Raw genomic sequence first — 20,511 nt, forward strand, 5'->3', positions numbered from 1 at the left:
GCCCTAAGCGCGAAAGACAAGGCCGCCGGGACATTCTCTCGGCGGCTTTTTCTTTACCCGCGCGAGGCCTAGATGCTGGGCCATGGCTGACGAGGCGATCCCTGCGGCGACCCTGATCATGGTTCGCGACCGGCCTGCCGGTCCGCCTGAACTGCTGATGGTCGAACGCGCGGAGGGAATGGCGTTCGCAGCCGGCGCGCTCGTCTTCCCTGGCGGCCGCATCGACGCTGCCGACCGCGCGCTGGCGGAAAAGCTCGGGATCGACCCGCATGCCGTCGCCGCGATCCGGGAAACGCTGGAGGAAACGGCTGTGCCGGTAGGCTTGCAGCCGACGCCGGATGTCGATGCGGCCCACTCACTGCAGCGCGCCCTGCTCGCCGATCGCCCGCTCGCCGCACAGCTTGTCGAGCATGGGCTGACGATCGACGCCGATACGCTGACGCCCTTCGCGCGTTGGGTGCCGAAGTTTCACGCGGTCCGGCGGTTCGACACGCTCTTCTTCGTCGCAAGGGCGCCAGACGGCGAATGGCAGCCTTCGGTCATCGAAGGCGAATGCGCCGGCGCTTCATGGCTGACCGCAACGGAGGTTCTCGACCGCGATCGCCGCGGCGAAGCGCGCCTGATCTTCCCGACGCGCCGCACCCTGGAGCGCCTCGCCCAGCATGGCTCGTTCGATGAAATTCACGCCGATGCGCGCGGTTATCCGATCGAACCGGTTTCGCCCTGGGTGGAGGAGCGCGGTGGCGAAAGATTCATCACCATCCCCTCTCACCTCGGTTTTCCGGTCACCGAGGAGCGTCTCGACGGCCTCTGGCGCGGCTGAAGCGGACCGAGTCGCACTTCCTCCATGCAAAAAGGGGACCCGCCGAAGCGGATCCCCAATCTTCTGGACCTCTCCTGAAACCTACTTCAAGTGGTTCGACAGATGCTTGTTCATTTCGAACATGCTGACACGGTCCTTACCCCCAAAGACCTTCTTCAGCTTGTCGTCCGCAACGATTTCCCTCTTGTTCTGAGGGTTTTGCAGGTTGTTCTTGCGGATGTGATCCCAGATCTTCGAAACGACCTGGCTGCGCGGGAGCGGATCGCTGCCGGTGATCGCGGCGAGGTCCGCCGAAGGTGTTACTGGGCGAGCGAGGCCGCCCCCTGCTTTACGTGCGCCTTGTGCCATCGAGGCCCTCCTGTTGTTCCTAGTGTCGATAGAGCGCAAAGCGGGGCGCTTTGCAATGCTGTTGCAGAGGGAAAATCCGGTAATTTAACGCCCGAACGGAACGACCCGGTTCTGAGCGTCGTGCCCGATGTCCGCGCGGCCGCCGTAAGCGATGCCGGATCGGGTGCACCAATCTTCGATGATCGAGAGCTCATCGCGTCCGAAATCGGGGTCGTTGGGAAGGATATCGCCAACCCGCCCAAGGCGCAGCCGCGCCACCTTCCGCACGTTCGGGGACGAGGTCAGGTGGAACATCGTCCGGTCGGTTGCATAGAGATGCTCGCTGACTTCCTCGATAAGCAGGTCGACACCGGCGAGGTCGGGCTCCAGCGGTGTTCCGAGCAGGTTCGACAGCACGGTCAAGTTGAACGCCATCGCCGGCTGGCGAAGGTCCGGCTCGAGCGAAGCCGGCTCGCGCCGCGCCATCCAGTCGAGCGCGCGCGTCACCGCAGCTTCGCCGCCGTCGCGCACGACGTCCTGCGGCATCGGCCCCCACGCGACGTCCAGGCCTGCCTTGTGAAACGCGCCGAGGAGGAACCCCGCATCGCTATAGCCCATGTACATCTTGCCGCGCGCCGCGTCGGGCAGGTCAACAACTGCGGCTTGGGCGATCCGGTTCGACCCGTAACCGCCCCGCGCGAACCATACCGCGTCGAGCGCGGGATCCGCCATCACCTCGCGCAGCGCCGCCAGACGAGCGTCGTCCGGCCCGGCGAAATGGCCGTCCGACAGGAAGCACTGCGGGTGAATGGCAAGATCGCAATCCCCGCGCGCCGCCGCCATGGCCTGAACCGCGTCCGCGGCTTCGCGCTTGAGCGTGCAACTCGGGGCAACAACAGCAATCCGCATCGGCACTGCTTAGGTTGGCGACGCCAATCTCCGCAATGGTCGAAGTTCTAATCGAAAGCTGCTCGGCAGCGGCAGGTTTGGGTGGAAAGTGGACGCTACTTAATCCATTCTTTCATCGAGAATCCGAGTGATACCGCCATCAGAGAAACGGCACTCCATATTCCGAAAATCGGGCTGAACAGCATCAGACCGCATGAGAGCAAGCTCAGGCCAAACAAGATTTTCGAAGCTCGCGCACGGGAATCTCGTCGGTCCCAATATTCTCCGATCGACCCAGATAGCATGTCCACCTGCTGGAGATGGAAAAGCGCGAGGCCCAACGACAGCAGGATCGCGAGGGAGCTGTTGGACATGGCTAAGCCTAACCCAGCCGCCGCCGAGCCTCAACGACGTCAGGGCTGTCCTGGATGGAGCGTGGCATAGTGTTAATGGCAGAAATGGGTGGAAAACGGACATTAGCCAAATAGCGCTAAGTTGTGACCCGTTCCGCTGACGGGGTTCCAGGTCTTGCTCGGAATACTCGTGTCAGCACTCGACTTGCGCGTCCGGGGAACAGTTCGGCTCTACGTGCTGCCACCGAAGACTTCACGCGCCAACTCCCTCTTGGAGCGAAGTCGATCCCCTTAACGGCTTCGATGTAGTTTGTGCGAAAGAGCTTGAGGCTCGCGCTACGCCGTTCATTGTTCGGCGCCTTTGGTTCGAGACTAACGTACGGGTTGCTATTGATCTCGTAGAACTGTGGCTTGCCCCCAACCAGACCGAAGTCGACCCGACCGTACTCGATCCCGGCCAGATCAAACGCTTTCTTCGCAGCCGCTCCGAAAGGGTTCTCCGCAATTAAGCGGTATTCTTCGTCGTAGAGGTCCGCGGTCGCAATACCCGAAGTGCCGTATTTCACGAGCCAGTTGTCGTCATGAACACACGTGTATCCAAGCATCCTGTCCCCAACGCGGAATACGGACAGTTTACGGTACAAGCCGGACCGTACAGGCTCAGCGGCATACTCAATGATTAGCAACGCAGATCGGGGAGCGCCACGTTCGATCGCTTTTTGCAAAGCGCGGTTCAGCGAAGCTTGGTCTTCAAGCAGTCCCGAGACAGGAGCGTGATGGTCCCCTTCCAACCGAAGGAACACTGGCCATATACGAGGAGCTTCAATCCCATCAACGCGGTACGCGTCAAAGTCGTTGATACCCGCCCGATTAAGGCCCCGAAGCAGCCCAAAACGGCCGAGGAAGCAGGCGGGATCGTTGAGTGCTCGAAACCCTGCGTCCCTCACCTTCCTGTACATCAGGGCGGCTTCGTGCACCCGCCAACTGGGTAGGCGATCTAAGTCTGTGAAGACGTGCGTGGCGCGACGCGGAGTCCTGCGCTTGAGGACATCGTCATAGCTAGCGACCTCGATGTCCAGGGCCGTGTCCCTGTAAAGGTTCAGGTGTGTGTAACGATGCTCCGGTGTTGTGATGATCAGGATCAAGACAGCCCCCAACGATATCTTGCCCGGTAAACGCTAATATAATAGCAACCGCCTTCCAACCTATCTTTGGAGTAGCCTGATGAGCGAAGTGGCACGGAAGCTGGACTGGAATCGGATGCTTGGCTTCGAGCAGATCACCGAGACGCGCGACGCTGTGCGCGACGGGGTCGCGGCCCCCAAGGTTGGCGTGAAGACCGGCACGAAGGTTGGGTCAAAGGTTGGTACCAAGATCGGCACCAAGATTGGCGCCAAGGTTGGCCTCAAAGCGTAACCAACAGGTGGCTGCGGAAGTCCGCAGCCTAGCTGCGACCTTCGAACCGGCTGCGGAGCGCGGCTGCGCCCTTGATCGAGGGATGCGCGAGCGACTAGGCGAGACCCTGGAGTACGTATTCCAGGAAGTGGGCGTCGACTTAAAGATGACGGCACCTGCGGCGCGCGCAGTGGTCGAGCATATTCTGTCCACGCCCCAGTCGCCCCACGTTTTTGGCGCCTATTACGACCTAGTCTTCGCTCTTGAACGCAATGACCTTGAACTAGCGCACACTCTTGCCAAAGAGCTGTCGCAGCGAGCCCCAGCAGACAGCGTCGCCATTATCTCGATTGATGAATTGTCTGCTCTTCAGCAGGATCGATACCGACGCCTGCTTATGTCCGGCATGGATTATGCCGTGGCGCCCGGTGCGGAGCTGATGCAAGCCTATCGCGAGCAGTTAAGCGAGGCGATGAGCCTGCTCGAAGTTGGGTTCCCGGAGATGGCTGCAGAAGTCCGCGCATTGCTCCGCGAAATTGTAGTCGCGGCTGGCCCAGAAGATCCAAAGGCACTCACGTTCGACGGGGCCTCTTCCTACATGATGTGGGGCGCGATCCTGTTGAACGCACGCGGGCAGAAGAGTGTTCTCGACTCAGCGCAGGCGCTTGCTCACGAGAGCGGACACAATTTGCTATTCGGCTTCTCGGCTTCCGGCCCCCTAGTCGAAAATGCCGATGACGAGCTCTTTAGTTCGCCTTTGCGGGCAGATTCCCGACCTATGGATGGAGTTTTTCACGCGACCTACGTCGTCGCCAGAATGCATCAAACGCTTAGCCGTCTGCTTGGTTCTGGGGTGCTAGATGAGGAGCAGACATCTAGCGCGCGAGCCGATTTAGCCACGCACCGTAGGAACTTTGAACTCGGAGACCGAGTCGTGCGGGACGGCGCGAAACTCACCGAGGTAGGCGTATCCGCGATCGAAGCGGCTCGGGAATATATGCTATCCGTCGCGTGACGAACTGCTACGCTCCAACGCAGTTGGAACCTGCTAGGTATGCAAGCGATGCGACAACCAGGCTAATGTCTGGAATGGGTCGAAAGCCGCCACTATCAATCCAGCACATTTGTTCCTCCGGCTGCAGCGGAGCACGCCGACATAATGTCTGCAATGCTGGAGAGCGGTTGCGCCTTGGCCGAAGCAGAGGTTAGGCGACTGGCTCAACCCGCCAATAGTTATTCGCGGCGGCTATGGTTGCGAACTCGACGGCGATGACGTGGCTCGCGGCGATAAGTCCGTACGGATCATGAGAATATTGAGCACGCCCATTGGTAAGCACCTCAAGCTCGCGCTGCATAGCGTGGATCGAGTGTCGGGAAAGCATGATCGCTAAAGCTCGTCCGTCTTCGGGGCTGGCGGTGATCAATGAGTTGTCGGGCACGAGTGGCTTGTCCGGCACCTGGACCATTTGACGGCTCCCTTGGGTGAGCGAGAACACGCTGGTCTCTCCGCCGGACGGCTGCTCGCGGATACGAAGTCCGATCCGCTGCAACTAACACCGACAAGATGTCAGGTTAAAGGCGGCCTAATTACCTACAGGGGTCGGAAGCTTGCCGGGATAGCGGCAGCAATGGGTCGAAAGCGGACCTACCGGCTAATGGCAGGAATGGGTCGGAAGCTGCCACAAACGGACGATCTGTTAACGGCCAAAGCTGCGCCGTCGTCGGCCAATTCACCGCGCGCGGACGCGTACCCACGCCCTCGCAGTCCTCGTGGCGGCCGCGCGCCAGCTGAAAACCCAGGCGATGATTACTATGAGAACGCCTGTAACGAGACTGAACGCAACATCTTCGAGCATGGGACAGATCCAACGAAGTTGGTGAGATGGCCTTCGATCTTTTGGTCATTGAAAGCGAAGCCGACGGATGAGTGCCAAATTTTGGCACGTTGAGTTCTCTTAGCTTCCGTTGCCCGCGGCGGCCTCAAACTCGTTCTTCGGCCCGGAAGGTGATTGTTAGCTCGCCGACGGAGGCTTCAACGTACCCGTTCCTGTCGATCGTGATGTCGTAGGCACGGCCACTGGTATCACGACCTCTTACAAACGTGGTGCCCCGACGATCGACAAATTGCGAGTACCGGCCAAGTTCGCGCGAATAGTCTGAACTAATCATACGCACTGTTCCGTTCTCGTCCACTGGAGCAACTCCAAGGGCAACCGCCACAATGGTTGACATCATCATGTGCAGATCTCCACTTTTTGCCGCGAGTTCTTCCCGCGGTGATGTGAATCTGCGATATATCAAGTGACCGCCGCAAATTGCGGGCGATGTTTCGCTTCAGCCTTCCAAATTATGGCGTTGAAGGCGCCGCTTACGCCAAACATCTGCAATGGGTCGAGGACGGCCGGTTTGGGTGGAAGGCGGGCACATACTGTCTCGTGTTTCGCCCTGACGCTCGCCACAGGGTTCGGGCACTTACTGCGGTAAAGCGCGAAGCGTATAGCGCGCTGGTCGCCCATCTGAGTCGTTCGGTGGCCCGTACCTCACTTCAGACTGCGAGGCGGAAGTTATGAAACTCATTATTATTATCGGAGCCCTGTTAGCGCCGGCATCAACTGCTCAGGCGCAGACTGCAAAAACAGCAACGACACATGTTGTCCCCTCCGCACAAACCAGCACGGCCGTAGTTACGCAGCAGGCACCGCCTATTGAAGCTACTGCACCCGCCGGCCAGGCAGCCAAGCAGGACGTTGCCGCGTCAGCGCCATGCCCGCCGACCGATGCGAATCCGCAATTGCCAAGCCCAAACGGCGCAGCGATCGACCCTGGCTCTACCCAGACAACCGCATCCCTGCTTCGGACCAACGCTGCCTTCGAAATGAACAAACACCTATCGAACCATCTTAAAGCTCGCCCATGTGCCAACCCAAAGTGAACGTTTGGCGCCCGGCCGAGTGGCGACCAGGAAGTCGATACCTCCGAGGAAAGCGGAGTTCGGCAGGCTTGTAACCGCCTAGTGGGTCTAATGTCGGGTTTGGGTCGAGAGCTGCCATCTGCGCCTAGCGGCAGGAATGGGTGGGACAGCGACATTCGCGATGAAATCAGAGACGTTCCATCAGGTAACAAAGGCAATCCTGCCTGACGATGCGCGGGTCTGTGGTGAGCATCGCCGGCACGACTTTCTTGCGCAGCCTCAGTCTACCTCCGCTGACTTCGAAATATTCCTCCGCGACGTCGCGCCCGGCTTCGTCGATCATTCTGAGCGGCATGGGATGAACCGTCGCGCCCAAGATGGTTCCTGGCAGCAAGTCTTCGAAATTATGCGCGTCGATCCCGGGATCGAAGCAAATGTCGGCTTTGTCTGCGCCGAATAGGAAGCTCACTTCCTTTCTCAAACGCACAACGCCAAGTGAGTGGTACAGGTCGAACGCCGAGCGGTCGCCCGGACCTTCCGGCAATTCATCAAGATTGAGCACGGCATCTAGGAATTTCGCTGCAGCTTTTTCGTTGGCCTCTTGGTGCGGGAGCCCGCACTCGGCGGTGGCGGCGGGAATGACGCCGGCGAATGAGGCCGTGGAGGTTCCCGGGATGCCGCGGAAGCGGACGGCACGGCGCGCGAACAAGACGGCAAGTCCGAGAGTGTGTGGATCGAGGTCGCAGACGACTGCATAATGCGGATTGCGACCGGTATTGTTGTGCAGGTCAATGGCCGCGAAGGCGCGCCGGTTCACTGCCCGCGCATGCACTTCCGCCATGATCTGCCGCTCGAAAGTTTGACCATCGCTCGGTGCACCGGGCCAGATGCGGTTATAGTCGGGTTGCCCGTCCAAACGTCGCATTCCCTGGCGCGCCGCCTGAACATTGCCGATCAGCAACATCAACGACCGCGGCAACAGCGCATCCGAATAGCTGCGCAGCACGCGCTGCACTCCGCCTAAGCCAGAATCCTCATTGCCATGAAGAAGGGTGGAAACGAACAGGGGCGGCTCGGTCTTCCCCGGCAGCTCGATAAGCGTTGGGCCGTCCAATATCAGATGAAGATCACGCGCTCTGCAGCTGAGAAGGCCATCCGGTAGCGAATCGCGGATGGTAAGACGCGTCGTTGGCACGTTCGTCAGAGTGGCCATTCGTGGACAGGTCGGCCCGTTCTCTGGTTCTCCAGATAGGCGGCCGTTAGCTTGTGCAGGTCGCCATGCCGATTGAAATGCGCAAGCTGCCATTCGGCGCCGTTTCGACCGGCGGCCAGCCGAAGCGAGATGATACTCAGATAATGATCGATAAGGTCGTCATCCATTCCCTGCGCTGCAAGTCCTTCCGCCGCGAGTGAAACAAGGTCGCTCAGGACATCGCGAATGGCGCGCTTGCGCTGTCCGCTCAGCCAATGGATTTCTGCATCAAGACCGAGGCGAGCCGCCTCGTAGAAATTCTCCCGCACTAGAGCAAAAGGCAGGATCATTTCCGGATTATCGAGATCGCGCGCGAGCATGCGGACAGCGCCGAAGTATAGCGCGGCATTGGCCATCATGTCGCGCACGGTCGGCCCGGCAGGCAGAACACGCTGTTCGATCCTGATGTGCGGTTTACCATCTGGATCGAAACCGACGATCGGTCGTACCCAGCGCCAGATGGTGCCGTTCTGGAGGCGCAGGCAGGAGTAGCACCGCACCGGGTCGCGCGGCTCGACCGGCAGCAGGATTGGATACTCCCTCAGATTCTCCTCAAACAGTTCAGTGATATCTTCTCCGGCGTAATCGGTTCCCAAAGTCACGCGGTCCGGGCCATGAGACTGCTGGAGCGACTGTTCGAAGATCGCAATCCGCGTTTCTTTCCAAAGCGGCTGGCCGAACAGGAAGGGCGAATTCGCCGCGATCGCCACGAGCGGGGCCGTCAACACCAGCGACGCATTGTACGTGCGCGATAGAACGTCCGGTGGCACCTGCAGATGCAGCTGGAAGGATGTAGCGGCCGCCTCGAGCATCACATGCTTGAAACAGGCGAGAAAGGGGTGGCCGCCAGGCAGCGCGCAATCGATATCGATGTTAAGCGGTATGCCTCCTCTAAGCCGCATCGCTTCATGATTGAGCGCTTGGTAACGGTGAGACGGGGTCATCGCCTCGAGGGAAAGGTCTTGCTGCCGAAGGGTCGGCAAAGTCCCAATGGCGATGACGGTGTCGACGTCGTCGTGCGCGTTGGCAGCGCAGCGCCGCATGGTCTCTGACAGGTGCTCATGCATGCGATGGAAGCAACGGCCTTCGATCCGTTCAACGGGTGCATTGATCTCGATATTGAACTGCGACAGCTCGGCAACCACGCATGGGTCAGCAAGGCGTTCGAGAAATGACTGGTTGTGCGGGGCTGGGAAGAAGTTGTGGTCGATCAACCAAAGTTCGAGCTCGAGGCCGATGAAGGGACCGGCGTCCGAGCATTGCCCGGCGGCGAAGGCATTGCGCAGCGATTGCGTCTCTAGCGCCAGCCGACTTCGAAACCGTGCGAAATCCTGTCCGGAAAACTCGCGACCTCGGATTTCCTGGCCCATGCCCTCACTCTCTGATCGAGGTATAGACAATCATGCCGCTCATGTCCGCTTTGGGTCGAAAGCAGACACTCCGCTAATGGCAGGAATGGGTTGAAAACCGCCACTTGCGATGATCTATTGCAATGGCGGTGGACTTGAGTTGTTTATCAAACTCCCGCCAGTGCACAGTGAGCAGGCGGTCTCTTTAGATGTGACCTTCTCGTGCTTGTGTACCGGAAGGCAGTTCATGCAGACTTACAGCTGGGACACGGGCAACAGTTCGGTTTAACGCGGCGAATTCTCCCCGCCGAGTGCCACAGAAAAAGGCGGCCCGTTGCCGGACCGCCCTTATCCAAATGGCCGAATAGCTTACGCGAATTGCCTGATCAGCACCGTCTTGCGCTTGCGACGCATGCTGAACCCAACGACACCGAAGCCCAGAAGCATCATTGCCCAGGTCGCGGGCTCCGGGACCGCAGCCACCGGCGTGAACTCAGCCGTTCCCGCATAATGGCCCTGGCCGCGCGAGATTCCGTTGATTGTGATGTTATTCACGACACCAAAATAGATGGGCACGTCGGTGACGGACCACTGATCAGTCAGGCCGTTGTCGACGGTATGCGTTGCAAGGATGCCGTTAATGAATACCGACAAAAGATCGGTATCGGTCGCGCCGTTCTTACCCTGCAACGAAACTGACGTCGTGACGGAACCACTTCCAACGCCGTTGTCGTTGATGATGAAGTTAAACATGTCGGTGAAAGCAGTTCCTGCCACGCTCGAGACGCCCGGAATGCCCTGATGTCCAAATGTAGCATCGATCGGCCCCGAAATACCGCCGCTCGTGAAAAAATAGGCGAACTCGCCAGGAGGAAACCCGAAAGTCGTGTTCGGAGTCAGCACGACATTCGTCGCATTGGCTGCTGTTGGAGAAAGAGCGACAGCTGCTGCTGTCGCGAGGGCAATCATCGTCCGTCGCATTAGTAATCGCCTTGTTGTTCGGGCATTACCTATTTGTTTACCGCGACGCTTAAATCGCACAACCCAACCTCCAGCCTTTGTATTGCGACAACTCTCCCATTTTGGGACTAAGGGTGATGGATGCGGCAGCTTTGCTCAGCTCGCAATGCGGCGAACAGGTTGAGCTTAACGATTGCCTGCGCAGCATATGAAGGATTGACGGTCGTCGGGGGCTACTAGCAATGCTAGCTACGACCCGTGCGCAGTTCATCTCACCAACTCGTTCTCCCCGCTCACTGAGTCTAGTAATTTAGCCAGCCAATTTTGGCTGCAGCGTATTACCTCGAAGGAAGTAAGCTTCCGATTGAGGCCCGTCCTCTGGCTCGTGAGATGCAGAGTGGCGGTCCGCGGCTCGGTTTGGCTTCCCCTGGCCGAGCCGCGATGGGGATTCCGGGCCGATGAGCGCCCAGGGCGCTGGCACGATGTCATCGCAAAGGAGCATGACGGTGACGAAATAATTGAAACGGGCACTCGGACCAAAAGTTTGGGAGCGAATGTCCGATGATTCTGAACGTTTCAGAAGGGACGTGCCCGTGAATGCCGTAATGTCACTGCTCACAGCAAAGACCCCACCTGGAGCGAGCTGCTGCTGAGGTTTGCGGCGGAGTTGGACGAAGAAGCGTCTCGGGAGAGCACGCTGGTCTCTCTGCCGGACGGCTGCTCGCGGATACGAAGTCCGATCCGCTGCAACTAAAACCGACAAGATGTCAGGCTAAAGTCGGCCTTATTACCTCAATGGGTCGAAGCTTGCCGGCTAACGGCAGCTTTGGGTCGAACGCGGATGCTAAGCCGGAAGGGACAGGAACGGGCGGACGCCCTCAACTAGGCTGCGTCGTCGCCGCCGCCGCCGCCGCATGTCTTCCGAATCCAAGGCATCAGCGATGACCAACCCAACTCGCCCATCAGCTGAATGCCGGCCAGATTGTCCTTCCGCCACATGACCTCGCCGGCGGGTATGATGAGGCCGTCGATCTGAATGGATACGTAGGTACCTTTTGCCGGCAAGCCTTCGGCCTCCAGCTGCATTCCACGTGCCGAGATGTTGCGCAGAACCGCGTCGCAGACGGTGAGGCCCCACTTCAGGCGAACGCCGCAGCGCATCTCGACTCGCGGCATCGTGCGCCGTTCGGCTGGTTGATTGATGAGCGTCCGGTTGATGAGCGCGAGCACGTCGATCGGCTGCTTGAACCGCACACCGGCCTCGTCGCCGCGAACCCAGTCTACCGTCGCCGCGGGACGCTGCCCCGTTACAAGCTCGATCGCCAGTTGCTCACCTTTTTGGAAGGCGGTCCCACCGCTCAGGATCGCACCGAGCGACGAGACGCTAAGGATGCTGCTGCAAGCGCTCCGATGTCCGCTATCGATTATGGCGGCCTGGTCGAACCGCCCAGCATTCGCGGGCGCCGGCGAGCTCCCCTCGGCCCAGGGCAGGCGATGCTCCATGACGAAGCTGGTTAGCGACAAGGATCTAGCCATCTGAGCCCATTTTCGCGCGTGAGACCTAATGAGTCGCTAATGTCCCCCAACGGGTCGAAACCACGCGTTTGCAGTGTCCCAGGACATCCTCTTTCCTAATAGGAATTCGGGTGCTTGGCTCGGGCGCATGGCGCCGCCCCGTTTTGAAATCCGAGATTTCCAGCCGCTCAACGCCCTAAAGTCGCGCAAAATGCTGTGTCACTCCGTGACTTCAATGACTTTAAGCGGCTTGCGCGTCGCGCTGGCCAAGTTCGAACCAGCCATTTAGGGCCCGGGAATGATCGATTCACCCGTCTTTTTCAGCGGTATCGGCGGCAGCGGCATGCTTCCGCTCGCCAGCATCGTCCGGGCCGGCGGCACGCGCGTTGCCGGGTCCGACCGCTCGCTCGATGCTGGCCGCACGCCACACAAGTTCGACTATCTCCGCTCGCTCGGCATCCAGCTGTTTCCTCAGGACGGAACGGGACTTCAGGAAGGCATGACGCTGGTCACCTCCGCGGCCGTCGAGCCGACGGTGCCCGATGTCGTCCGGGCGAAGGAGCTCGGCCTTGAGCACCTCACTCGGCCGGAGTTCCTCGCGCAGCTGCTCAACGACGCATACCACAGCGTCGCCGTTGGCGGCACCAGCGGCAAGTCGACGGTGACGGGCATGATCGGCTGGATCCTCCATGCGGGGCACCGCCAGCCGACGGTGATGAACGGCGCGGTGATGAAGAATTTCGTCACGCCCGACGCGCCCTTCGCGAGCGCCCTAGTTGGCGATCCTGAACTGTTCGTCAGCGAGGTCGACGAGAGCGACGGGTCGATAGCGCTCTACCGGCCGGAGATTGCGGTGCTGACCAACGTCAGCCTCGACCACAAGGAGATGGAGGAGCTTCGGCGCCTGTTCGCCGGCTTCCTGCTTTCGGCGCGCAAGGCGGTGCTCAACCTCGACGACCCGGAAACACGCGCGCTTGCGGAAGCGGTGCCGGAGAAGACTGTCAGCTACGGCTTCGATGCGCCGCGCGCCGACTTCCGCGGTCGCGACCTGCAGCTGCTGCCGAACGGATTGACATTCGTGCTTCATGCCGAGGGCGAGAAGTTTGACGTGCGGCTGTCGGTCCCCGGCCGCCACAACGCGTCGAACGCGCTTGCCGCAATCGCCGCCAGCCGCGCGCTCGGCGTGCGGATCGAGGATGCGGTGAACGCCATCGGCCGCTTTGAAGGCTTGAAGCGGCGGCTGGAGACTGTCGGCGAAGCTGGCGGCGTAACCGTCATCGACGACTTCGCGCACAACCCGGACAAGATCGACGCAACGCTCGCCACGCTCCGCGCGCAGCCCGGGCGGCTGCTGATCATGTTTCAGCCGCACGGCTATGGTCCGCTGACCAAGATGGGCGAAGAACTGGCGACCAGCCTCGCGAAAGGGATGGCCGAGGGCGACCAGCTCTACCTGCCCGACCCGGTGTACCAAGGCGGCACCGTTGAGAAGGCGCGCGGCTCCGACTGGCTCGTGGAGCAGGTCTCGTCGCGCGGGCGCGCCGCCAAGCACATCGCCGAACGCGCAAGAATCGGCGACGCGCTCGTCGAGGAAGCAAAGACGAGCGATCGCATCTTGGTCATGGGCGCGCGCGACGACACGTTGATCGACTTCGCGAACGATCTGGTCGAGCGCCTCGCGCGGCGGAACTGATCGCCCGCGGCCGCGTCGATCAGGCATGTCGAAACGCTGCACTGTGACGGGCTGGAAGCTACTGCCGGATGAGCGAGAGGCGCTGCTTCAGCACTTCCCGTCAAAGTACGAGAACGTCATCGCCGATCACGTCACGCTGCGGGTCGGCGCGACGTCGAATACGCCGCTGCCCCGCAGTCAGAACGCGCAAATTGTCGGTCGCGCGGACGATGGCAACAGCCTGGAATGTTTGGCGGTTGAGCTCGACGGCACGACGGACCGGCCGGGCGGGTCGACTTATCACATCACCTGGTCGCTCGGCCCCGGTTGCACGGCGCGCGAGAGCAACGACGTCCTTCGCGACAAGGGTTGGGAGCCTCTCGAGGCCCCCATTCCGGTCGAGCTCGAACCGGCGCGTTTCTGATGCCCGAGCCGCGCCTGTTCCTGGACCTGGATGGTGTCCTCGCCGACTTCGACGAGGGTGCGAGGCGTCTGCTCGGCATGTCGCTGCGCGCCTATGAGGCAAAGCATGGCGGGGGCAGCTTCTGGAAACGGCTGGCGAGTGCTAAGAACTTCTATGGCGCGCTGGGGGAGATGCCCGACGCGCAGATCCTGTTCGACGGTGTTAAGCACCTGAAGCCGACGATCCTGACCGGCCTGCCGATCGGCAGATGGGCAGCGCCGCAGAAGATCGAATGGGCGGCCGAGCACTTTCCAGGCGTGCCGATCATCACTTGTATGGCGCGCGACAAGCATAAGCACATGCATCCCGGCGACGTGCTGGTCGACGACCGCGAAAACCATCGCGCAACCTATGAAGCGACCGGCGTGACGTTCGTGCATCACCAGAATGCCGAGGACAGCCTGCGGCAGCTGGCGAACATATTTCCGTCGGTGAAGGCGCCTGAGCGCCTCGCTTAAGCGGCGGCCTTGAGGTCGACCTTCTCGACCCACTCGGGCCAGAAGACCGGCTCCCGGCTCGACCAGCCCGGGGCCGTCGCAGCGCTCTCACTGATCGACTGCAGCAGAATCCGGCGGCGATCTGGGTGGAGGTGCGGAAGCGCCGCGGCCGAGCAGAAAGCGGCCGGCAGCCACGGGCGCGCAGCCGCGCCGATCAGCCGCTCGTACAGGAAGCGATACGAAGCGAAATTGTGCAGGCGGTCCTGGCCGAGATCGAACGCGGCGACGGTGATCAGCATGCCAATGAACGGCTCGATCATGTCGAGGCCGCTGTCGTCCGGCACCTGAAGGCGCAGATGATCGAGCTGCTTGTAAAGGCGAGCCTGCGCACGGATCGAGGCGGCTTCGCCTTCGTCACGTGCCCAGCACTCAATCGGGTCTCGGCGTCCGTAAGCCACATCAAGCGATCGGCGAACGTATCGCTGCGTCGCTTTGGGGAAGCTTGCGAACTCCTTCATCTCGGAGATCAGCATCGCCCCGCTTGCCGGCTGGCTGGTCCGCGTAATCATGAACCCGACTCCTCAGTTCCAGGCGGGATCATGCTGCGGTTTCAGTTACATATTGCTTAACCACAGTCCCACCCCCCATTCACATTGAATCAGAGGGGAGTCAGTGCGTCTAGGCTAGAAATTGACCGCGAGCCGCAAAACTGTGGATTGTTGATTTATTGCAACGCCGCGACGTTTTCGTGACGCTAGTGAAATTTACTCGGGAAATCCGGACGACGGCACCGGGTCGTCGTTCTGACCAGGCTGGGCCGCCGCAGGAGGGTCGGATGCATCCATGGACTCGTCGCTGCCCACGTCGGCCTTGGCGTCCTGATTCTGGGGGTCGCGTTTCAGCTTCTTTTCCAGCTCGCGCTCCGGAGGGGCCGAGATCACCGGCGCCGGCGGGATTTCTTTGCTGTCGTTCACAAGTCTCTCTCCGTCGCCTAAGATTGCGGTCATGTAACGAGGGGACGCAGGAAAGCGTTCCGCGTCTCGTCGGCTTTCGACGGGCCGCTCCGGCGCTTCTGCCAATGGGCAAGCGGCGGTTTGCGGCGGCAAGCTTGTAGGGCATGACCGTGACGATGTTCATGATGCCACCACCGGCGGTGCGGACGCGCTTCAGCGACTGGCCCCTCGCCGTCAAATCGATCCTCGGATTCTGGCTTTTCTACGCCCTGACGGTGGTACTTCGCGCATTGTTGGCGCCGAACGCGCTGAACGCGATTTCGGACAAGCTGATCAACATCGGCCTCGGCATCGCCATCACATTTTTCATCTACCTCGCGATCGCCGGCATCGGTCAGGCGCAGAACATCCGCCGCAAGACGGTTATCGCCGCCATCGCGTCGGTGGTCGCGGCGATGGCCATGGCAGGTGGATTGAGCCTTTTCGAAGGCAAGATCTCGTCGAAGGAAGAGTTTCGCTACCAAGCGCGCGAAGGCTTCGTGGTCATTGAGAAGAACAACAAAATCACGATCGAGCGCAACGCGCAGGAACCGCTCGTCCTCACAATGCCGCGCATGAGCGAAATGGGCTTCCGCAAGCGGATCCGCTGGATCGCCGACAGCGCCATCGTCTGGTTGTTCATGTTCATGGCGTGGAGCGCCTTTTACATCGCGACCCAGGCCCATGCCGAAGCGATGGGCGTCCAGCGTAGGTTGGCAGATGCCGAAAGTGCCGCCCAAGCCGCGCAGGTGCGCGCGCTCCGATATCAGGTGAACCCGCACTTCCTGTTCAACACGCTAAATTCGCTGTCGTCGCTCGTCATGACCGGGCGAACGGACCGGGCGGAAACCATGCTTCTCGCCCTTTCTACCTTTTTTCGCACCAGCCTCTCCCTCGACCCAAGCGCCGACGTCAGCCTCGCAGAAGAGATCGACCTCCAGCGTCTCTACCTCGACATCGAGAAAGCCCGTTTTCCAGATCGCCTGACGGTCGAGATCGACGTCCCACCCGAGCTTCAGCATGCGCGCATGCCTGCTCTGCTGCTTCAGCCGATCGTCGAGAATGCGATCAAATACGGCGTATCGAAGAGCCGCAAGGCCGTTCTCATCCGCATCGATGCGCGCCACCTCGACAATCACCGCATGGTGGTCGAGGTCAGCAACCGGCTGAAGAACGGCGGCAAGGACGATATTCCTGCCGCCACGCACGAAGGCACCGGTGTCGGCCTCGCTAACGTCTGCCAGCGCCTAGAAGCGCGGTTCGGTGGCCACGCCAGCTGCCGCTTCGGACCGATGAGCGGCGGCGGGTTCAAGGTTTCGCTCACCATGCCGGTGGAAATGAATGCCCGAGACTAACCTCCGCGTCCTCATTGCCGACGACGAGCCGCTCGCGGCCGAGCGGCTGCAGTTGCTGCTCGCTCGCTCGGAGGGCGCGCAACTTGTCGGCACGGCAAGCGATGGCGACAGCGCGATCAACCTCGCCGAGGCGCTTCACCCGGATCTGTTACTGCTCGACATAGCCATGCCCGGGCTCGACGGTATCGGCGTCGCGCGTGCGCTCGCGATGCAATCGCCCTCCCCCGCGGTCGTGTTCGTGACAGCGTTCGACCAGTTCGCCGTCGCCGCCTTCGAGGTCGAGGCGGTCGATTATCTCATGAAGCCCGTGGACCCGTTTCGGCTCCAGCGAGCGCTCGATCGTGCGCGTGCCTACCTCCAGCAGCGCAGCGCCGAGCCGGCACCCGGAAAGGCCTCGCAATGGCTTGAGGAGTTCTGGGCGTCCGACCTGTCCGGCCTGGTCCGCATCGCGTCGCGCGACGTCGACCGCGTGTCGGCCGAGCGCGATTACATGCGCCTGCACGTCGGCCGCCGGAGCTGGCTCATCCATCACTCGATGGCGGCACTCGAAGAGGGTCTGAACCCGGAGTTGTTCGTCCGGCTTCACCGCTCGGCCATCGTTCGCAAAGATTTCATCACCGGCTTCAGCCGCAACCAGTCCGGACGTTGGATCGCCCGCCTCGCCGATGGCACCGAGCAGCCGGTCGGCCGCCTCTATTCGGACCGTGTCAGGGCCATCGCCGGCAGATAATCCGCATTACAATTTGACGCGCCTCGGTTGGCGGCGGTCGTTGTGCTCGCTAGTGGCTGTGTCGGATAACCGACTCAAGTGCCGACCTTCCACTTCAACGTCCACGGGGATCAGTCGCCTGCCGAAGGCGTCGAGCTGGCGTCGGTCGCGGACGCCAAGAATACGGCCGCTCGCTACGTCGCACGCTTGCTGACGGATCAGGCCCCGAGCTTCTGGGAGGCTGGACATATCGGGCTATCGGTTTCCGACGAGACCGGCCTGACGCTCTTCACAATCGAAATTCTCGGCACTGACGCGCCGGCAATCCGCGTCGAGGTGCCCCACCCGCAGTAGGCAAAACAAAACCGCCGCGGGCCTCGCATGGAGCACCGCGGCGGTCGATAAGCGCGCTCACTGCGCTGTGATGACGAGCGCTGCGGCGTCGAGTACCGTGACCGACCCGCGCTTGGCGGATGCGACCGCCTCTTCATAGGCCGGCTGCGCACGGGCAACCGCATCGCTCCGGCAATCCTTCGTCGCGGCGGCAAGTGCCATCTCGCGCGAATCCTCGATCACGCAAACGATCTTGGCGGCGCCGGAAATGCGGCTTTGGAGCCGATGCTGGCCGATCGACGATCCGAGGTTCAAATCGGCATAGGACACGCGCATCGAATTGCTGTCCTGGGCCTGACTGACCGTCGGAAGGACCAGCGCGGAAGCGACGACCAGCGCAGCCATGGCGGTGAGAGTCTTCAACATCTCGAGTCTCCCTTTATTGCGACGCGGGGTGGGTCTGGGGAACCATGGAGGGGAAGCCCCGCGTCGCAGGATCGAGATGCGCCATTGCGCCAGCCAAGTCCTGCGCTGCTCGACGAGCCCCGCCGAGATTGTCGGCGCGACGACAAAAGCCGTTCGTCAGACGCTGAATCGACGAACGGCGGTCAGCTGACGTTCAGCTTTTGGACGACCTTTTCGTCGAGCGATCAACGAGGGCGGTGACGGCGACGTCCATGGTGACATTGCCAACCGTGCGGAAAATGTCGGGGATCATCTCCACCGCTACAAGTAACGCCAGCGGCGCCACCGGCACACCAAGCGCCATGGCAATCGGCGCGATCGAGCTGATGAAGGTAATCTCGCCCGGCAGGCTGACGGCGCCATAGCTCATCACTGCGCCAACCGCCGTGGCGGCGATCATTTGCGTGATGCTGGGCTCGAGTCCAAGCCAATGGGCGACATAGAAGGCAACGCCGACATTCATCGCTGGGCCCGTTGCCCGGAACAATGCGACGGCAATCGGCAAGGTGACATCAGCTACCTGCTCGCGAATGCCGAGTGCGCGCGCCGCCGTCAGCATCGCGGGAAGTGAAGCGAGCGACGACCGTGTCGAGATCGCCACCGCTTGCGGCGCGATGGCACCTCGCGCGAAACGCCCAATCCCCATCCCGCCGGCGATCGCTGCCAGTGGATAAGCGGCCAGTGTGACGAGGATGCCGACCATGGAAATCAACACGACGTAGTGGCCGAGGCCGGTGAATGCCGCTCCCCCCGCGGCCGAGCCCACCGTCAACGCCAGCGCGAAGACGCCGAGCGGCGCGATCCACAGCACCCAGCCAATGACAACGAGTAGTGCATCGCCAATCGCCTCGAACAGGCCGACGACGGCCCGACGGCGCTCGTCCGAAATCCGCCCGAGCGCCAGCGCAAACAGCACGGCGAAAACCACCAGCGGGAGGATGTCGCCATTTGTCGCGGCGGCGAACACATTGTCGGGCACGACTCCCTTGAAGAAGTCCAACACGCCCGGAAGTGGTCCCGAGCTTTTCTGCTCGACGCCCGCGAGCGCGGTCTGCAGCGCCTGCGCCGTCTCGCGTCCAAGCGGGAACATGTTCGTGAGCAGGAGGGTCGCAAGCGCACCAAAGACGGCCGACGCAGTGCAGATGATGACGATCGACAATACCGACCTACCGGCAATCCGCCCGCCTGCCGCGGCTTCGCGGCTCTTTGCGATGCCGACAACGAGCAGCGCGACGACGAGCGGAATGACCGTCATCTTCAGCCCATTGAGCCACAGGGTGCCGACGAAGCTCGCCGTATCGAGCAACGGCTGCCGAGCGCTCTCGCTCAGGCTGTTCGCGCCGGCACCGAGCAGGACACCGGCGACGAGAGCGGCCAGCGCGTAATAGGCGCGCAGGCTGCCGCTCTTCGCCGGTTTGTGCGCCCCTTCCGAAGCGGTCAACGCGGCTTCTTGAACTTGAACAGGAAGCGGTCGGTCTTACCGCGGATCTTGGGATCGAAGACCAAAAGATTGTGATCGTCAGCCGGGTTGCGCAGCAGGTCGCTCGATCCTTCGAGGACGAAGCCGGCGCGCTTGAAATCCGCCTTCACGATCGCCGGGTCAATGCGGTGGAACTTGTCGACGGTCGCGCGCACGTCGTTGCTGGCATTGGCCACGTGGTCGATGACGCCGACGGTCGCACCGGACTTCATCGCGGCATAGAGCGTCTTCAGCCACGCGTCCGGGTCCATGCGCGGGATGCCGTACTTTTCGCTCGTCCAGTAGACGTCGTGATAATCGAGGTTGATGAGCGCGAAGTCGTAGCTGTTCTTCGGCAGGTTTGGCGCCTCGAACGGACTAGAGATCAGGCTGATATTTTTCTGCTTGGCGGCAAATTCGTCGAATGACTTCTTGCCATCGTCCTTCAGGAACTGCGTCGGCTCCCACACCGTCACGTGCCCCTTCGCGCCGACCGCCGGGGCGGTAATCTCGGCCCAATATTTGTTGAGACCGAACGGATCGAGCACATGCATTCCCGGGCGCAGGCCGAGGAAGCGCAGCACTTCGGCAGGCTTGCGGCTTTCGTCGAGCTTGACGTTGTCGGCCGAGCGACCCGGCGCCGCAACGGACGCGGCGACATTGGCCAATGGCTTGGCGGCGGCCTTGGCGACGAGAGGTGCTGCGACCAGCGCGAGCGCAAGCGCGGCGGAATTGAGGAGCTTCATGTGGGCATTCCCCTGATGAGTGAGTGACCTTCTATTGCTGGCAACCGCCACGCGCCAGCGTCACGCGATTGTCGTCGGCCAGTCCGCGATCTTCGATCAACAGTGGA

General features: G+C 61.4%; 23 protein-coding genes. 9 read left to right on the top strand and 14 right to left on the bottom strand.

What is annotated here, in order from left to right; translation table 11 throughout:
• The first annotated feature begins 82 nt into the window (after positions 1 to 82).
• A complete protein-coding gene (locus tag ABD704_RS04740) occupies positions 83 to 823 on the top strand; it encodes an NUDIX hydrolase (protein ID WP_344698530.1) in 741 nt (246 codons plus the stop codon).
• Between the two features lie 81 nt (positions 824 to 904).
• On the opposite strand, the gene ABD704_RS04745 is transcribed toward ABD704_RS04740, so the two are convergent.
• The 3 genes from ABD704_RS04745 to ABD704_RS04755 form a co-directional block, all read right to left on the bottom strand.
• Positions 905 to 1,171, bottom strand: a complete 267-nt coding sequence (locus tag ABD704_RS04745; protein ID WP_344698531.1) for an SWIB/MDM2 domain-containing protein — start codon at positions 1,169 to 1,171, stop codon at positions 905 to 907.
• 84 nt (positions 1,172 to 1,255) lie between these two features.
• The gene (locus ABD704_RS04750) at positions 1,256 to 2,059 is read right to left on the bottom strand and encodes an LD-carboxypeptidase (RefSeq protein ID WP_344698532.1); all 804 of its coding nucleotides are present in this window, start codon (positions 2,057 to 2,059) and stop codon (positions 1,256 to 1,258) included.
• A 469-nt stretch (positions 2,060 to 2,528) separates the two neighbouring features.
• The gene (locus ABD704_RS04755) at positions 2,529 to 3,536 is read right to left on the bottom strand and encodes a hypothetical protein (protein WP_344698533.1); all 1,008 of its coding nucleotides are present in this window, start codon (positions 3,534 to 3,536) and stop codon (positions 2,529 to 2,531) included.
• A 79-nt stretch (positions 3,537 to 3,615) separates the two neighbouring features.
• Between ABD704_RS04755 and ABD704_RS04760 the strand changes: the two genes are divergently transcribed.
• Together ABD704_RS04760 and ABD704_RS04765 are read left to right on the top strand one after the other, a co-directional pair.
• Entirely contained in the window at positions 3,616 to 3,807 is a 192-nt protein-coding gene (locus ABD704_RS04760) for a hypothetical protein (RefSeq protein ID WP_344698534.1), read from the top strand.
• Between the two features lie 82 nt (positions 3,808 to 3,889).
• Positions 3,890 to 4,801 carry an aKG-HExxH-type peptide beta-hydroxylase gene (locus tag ABD704_RS04765; protein ID WP_344698535.1) on the top strand — a complete coding sequence of 304 codons (912 nt, stop codon included), beginning with the start codon at positions 3,890 to 3,892 and terminating at the stop codon, positions 4,799 to 4,801.
• 190 nt (positions 4,802 to 4,991) lie between these two features.
• On the opposite strand, the gene ABD704_RS04770 is transcribed toward ABD704_RS04765, so the two are convergent.
• The 6 genes from ABD704_RS04770 to ABD704_RS04795 form a co-directional block, all read right to left on the bottom strand.
• Positions 4,992 to 5,282 (bottom strand): hexameric tyrosine-coordinated heme protein, encoded by a 291-nt coding sequence (locus ABD704_RS04770; RefSeq protein ID WP_344698536.1) that lies wholly within the window; start codon positions 5,280 to 5,282, stop codon positions 4,992 to 4,994.
• A 484-nt stretch (positions 5,283 to 5,766) separates the two neighbouring features.
• Positions 5,767 to 6,024: a hypothetical protein gene (locus ABD704_RS04775; protein WP_344698537.1), complete on the bottom strand. Its 258-nt coding sequence runs from the start codon at positions 6,022 to 6,024 to the stop codon at positions 5,767 to 5,769.
• An 860-nt stretch (positions 6,025 to 6,884) separates the two neighbouring features.
• Positions 6,885 to 7,910: a M14 family metallopeptidase gene (locus ABD704_RS04780; protein WP_344698538.1), complete on the bottom strand. Its 1,026-nt coding sequence runs from the start codon at positions 7,908 to 7,910 to the stop codon at positions 6,885 to 6,887.
• Positions 7,898 to 9,319: a glutamate-cysteine ligase family protein gene (locus tag ABD704_RS04785; protein ID WP_344698539.1), complete on the bottom strand. Its 1,422-nt coding sequence runs from the start codon at positions 9,317 to 9,319 to the stop codon at positions 7,898 to 7,900. The genes ABD704_RS04780 and ABD704_RS04785 overlap by 13 nt, the downstream gene beginning before the upstream one ends.
• Positions 9,320 to 9,667: 348 nt before the next feature.
• Positions 9,668 to 10,267, bottom strand: a complete 600-nt coding sequence (locus tag ABD704_RS04790) for an FxDxF family PEP-CTERM protein (protein ID WP_344698540.1) — start codon at positions 10,265 to 10,267, stop codon at positions 9,668 to 9,670.
• 873 nt (positions 10,268 to 11,140) lie between these two features.
• Positions 11,141 to 11,794 carry a PilZ domain-containing protein gene (locus ABD704_RS04795; protein ID WP_344698541.1) on the bottom strand — a complete coding sequence of 218 codons (654 nt, stop codon included), beginning with the start codon at positions 11,792 to 11,794 and terminating at the stop codon, positions 11,141 to 11,143.
• 277 nt (positions 11,795 to 12,071) lie between these two features.
• Here ABD704_RS04795 and ABD704_RS04800 point away from each other — a divergent pair, with 277 nt between their 5' ends.
• Genes ABD704_RS04800 through ABD704_RS04810 form a run of 3 tightly spaced genes read left to right on the top strand, consistent with a single transcriptional unit; the run spans position 12,072 to position 14,366 of the window.
• On the top strand, positions 12,072 to 13,466 hold the full coding sequence (locus ABD704_RS04800; RefSeq protein WP_344698542.1) for a UDP-N-acetylmuramate--L-alanine ligase: 1,395 nt from the start codon (positions 12,072 to 12,074) through the stop codon (positions 13,464 to 13,466).
• Positions 13,467 to 13,491: 25 nt separating this feature from the next.
• Entirely contained in the window at positions 13,492 to 13,869 is a 378-nt protein-coding gene (locus ABD704_RS04805) for a hypothetical protein (protein ID WP_344698543.1), read from the top strand.
• On the top strand, positions 13,869 to 14,366 hold the full coding sequence (locus tag ABD704_RS04810) for a 5' nucleotidase, NT5C type (protein WP_344698544.1): 498 nt from the start codon (positions 13,869 to 13,871) through the stop codon (positions 14,364 to 14,366). Before ABD704_RS04805 ends, ABD704_RS04810 begins: the two co-directional genes overlap by 1 nt.
• Here the strand turns inward: ABD704_RS04810 and ABD704_RS04815 are convergent.
• Both ABD704_RS04815 and ABD704_RS04820 read right to left on the bottom strand, forming a co-directional pair.
• Positions 14,363 to 14,914: a P-loop NTPase family protein gene (locus ABD704_RS04815; protein WP_425565399.1), complete on the bottom strand. Its 552-nt coding sequence runs from the start codon at positions 14,912 to 14,914 to the stop codon at positions 14,363 to 14,365. The genes ABD704_RS04810 and ABD704_RS04815 overlap by 4 nt on opposite strands.
• A gap of 195 nt (positions 14,915 to 15,109) precedes the next feature.
• Positions 15,110 to 15,319, bottom strand: coding sequence for a hypothetical protein (locus tag ABD704_RS04820; RefSeq protein ID WP_344698545.1), 210 nt, complete (start codon positions 15,317 to 15,319; stop codon positions 15,110 to 15,112).
• A 155-nt stretch (positions 15,320 to 15,474) separates the two neighbouring features.
• On the opposite strand from ABD704_RS04820, the gene ABD704_RS04825 reads away from it, so the two are divergent.
• The 3 genes from ABD704_RS04825 (at position 15,475) to ABD704_RS04835 (ending at position 17,755) form a co-directional block, all read left to right on the top strand.
• The gene (locus ABD704_RS04825) at positions 15,475 to 16,692 is read left to right on the top strand and encodes a sensor histidine kinase (RefSeq protein WP_344698546.1); all 1,218 of its coding nucleotides are present in this window, start codon (positions 15,475 to 15,477) and stop codon (positions 16,690 to 16,692) included.
• Positions 16,679 to 17,422 (top strand): LytR/AlgR family response regulator transcription factor, encoded by a 744-nt coding sequence (locus tag ABD704_RS04830; RefSeq protein WP_344698547.1) that lies wholly within the window; start codon positions 16,679 to 16,681, stop codon positions 17,420 to 17,422. Before ABD704_RS04825 ends, ABD704_RS04830 begins: the two co-directional genes overlap by 14 nt.
• Positions 17,423 to 17,500: 78 nt before the next feature.
• On the top strand, positions 17,501 to 17,755 hold the full coding sequence (locus ABD704_RS04835; protein WP_344698548.1) for a DUF6894 family protein: 255 nt from the start codon (positions 17,501 to 17,503) through the stop codon (positions 17,753 to 17,755).
• 57 nt (positions 17,756 to 17,812) lie between these two features.
• Here ABD704_RS04835 and ABD704_RS04840 read toward each other — a convergent pair whose 3' ends face one another.
• The 3 genes from ABD704_RS04840 to ABD704_RS04850 all read right to left on the bottom strand — a co-directional run bounded on the left by ABD704_RS04840 (position 17,813) and on the right by ABD704_RS04850 (position 20,404).
• Positions 17,813 to 18,160 (bottom strand): UrcA family protein, encoded by a 348-nt coding sequence (locus ABD704_RS04840; protein ID WP_344698549.1) that lies wholly within the window; start codon positions 18,158 to 18,160, stop codon positions 17,813 to 17,815.
• Between the two features lie 193 nt (positions 18,161 to 18,353).
• Positions 18,354 to 19,640 carry a dicarboxylate/amino acid:cation symporter gene (locus tag ABD704_RS04845; RefSeq protein ID WP_344698550.1) on the bottom strand — a complete coding sequence of 429 codons (1,287 nt, stop codon included), beginning with the start codon at positions 19,638 to 19,640 and terminating at the stop codon, positions 18,354 to 18,356.
• Complete coding sequence (locus ABD704_RS04850; protein ID WP_344698551.1) at positions 19,637 to 20,404, bottom strand: class I SAM-dependent methyltransferase; 768 nt, start codon at positions 20,402 to 20,404, stop codon at positions 19,637 to 19,639. Before ABD704_RS04850 ends, ABD704_RS04845 begins: the two co-directional genes overlap by 4 nt.
• Positions 20,405 to 20,511 lie beyond the last annotated feature (107 nt).

The organism is Sphingomonas limnosediminicola, assembly GCF_039537965.1.
Lineage (GTDB): Bacteria > Pseudomonadota > Alphaproteobacteria > Sphingomonadales > Sphingomonadaceae > Sphingomicrobium > Sphingomicrobium limnosediminicola.

Coding starts and splice junctions, on each gene's coding strand:
- ABD704_RS04740 (WP_344698530.1), top strand. CDS start 83: ATGGCTGACGAGGCGATCCCTGCGGCGACCCTGATCATGGTTCGCGAC.
- ABD704_RS04745 (WP_344698531.1), bottom strand. CDS start 1,171: ATGGCACAAGGCGCACGTAAAGCAGGGGGCGGCCTCGCTCGCCCAGTA.
- ABD704_RS04750 (WP_344698532.1), bottom strand. CDS start 2,059: ATGCGGATTGCTGTTGTTGCCCCGAGTTGCACGCTCAAGCGCGAAGCC.
- ABD704_RS04760 (WP_344698534.1), top strand. CDS start 3,616: ATGAGCGAAGTGGCACGGAAGCTGGACTGGAATCGGATGCTTGGCTTC.
- ABD704_RS04765 (WP_344698535.1), top strand. CDS start 3,890: ATGCGCGAGCGACTAGGCGAGACCCTGGAGTACGTATTCCAGGAAGTG.
- ABD704_RS04775 (WP_344698537.1), bottom strand. CDS start 6,024: ATGATGATGTCAACCATTGTGGCGGTTGCCCTTGGAGTTGCTCCAGTG.
- ABD704_RS04780 (WP_344698538.1), bottom strand. CDS start 7,910: ATGGCCACTCTGACGAACGTGCCAACGACGCGTCTTACCATCCGCGAT.
- ABD704_RS04785 (WP_344698539.1), bottom strand. CDS start 9,319: ATGGGCCAGGAAATCCGAGGTCGCGAGTTTTCCGGACAGGATTTCGCA.
- ABD704_RS04790 (WP_344698540.1), bottom strand. CDS start 10,267: ATGATTGCCCTCGCGACAGCAGCAGCTGTCGCTCTTTCTCCAACAGCA.
- ABD704_RS04795 (WP_344698541.1), bottom strand. CDS start 11,794: ATGGCTAGATCCTTGTCGCTAACCAGCTTCGTCATGGAGCATCGCCTG.
- ABD704_RS04800 (WP_344698542.1), top strand. CDS start 12,072: ATGATCGATTCACCCGTCTTTTTCAGCGGTATCGGCGGCAGCGGCATG.
- ABD704_RS04805 (WP_344698543.1), top strand. CDS start 13,492: ATGTCGAAACGCTGCACTGTGACGGGCTGGAAGCTACTGCCGGATGAG.
- ABD704_RS04810 (WP_344698544.1), top strand. CDS start 13,869: ATGCCCGAGCCGCGCCTGTTCCTGGACCTGGATGGTGTCCTCGCCGAC.
- ABD704_RS04815 (WP_425565399.1), bottom strand. CDS start 14,914: ATGATTACGCGGACCAGCCAGCCGGCAAGCGGGGCGATGCTGATCTCC.
- ABD704_RS04825 (WP_344698546.1), top strand. CDS start 15,475: ATGTTCATGATGCCACCACCGGCGGTGCGGACGCGCTTCAGCGACTGG.
- ABD704_RS04830 (WP_344698547.1), top strand. CDS start 16,679: ATGCCCGAGACTAACCTCCGCGTCCTCATTGCCGACGACGAGCCGCTC.
- ABD704_RS04840 (WP_344698549.1), bottom strand. CDS start 18,160: ATGTTGAAGACTCTCACCGCCATGGCTGCGCTGGTCGTCGCTTCCGCG.
- ABD704_RS04850 (WP_344698551.1), bottom strand. CDS start 20,404: ATGAAGCTCCTCAATTCCGCCGCGCTTGCGCTCGCGCTGGTCGCAGCA.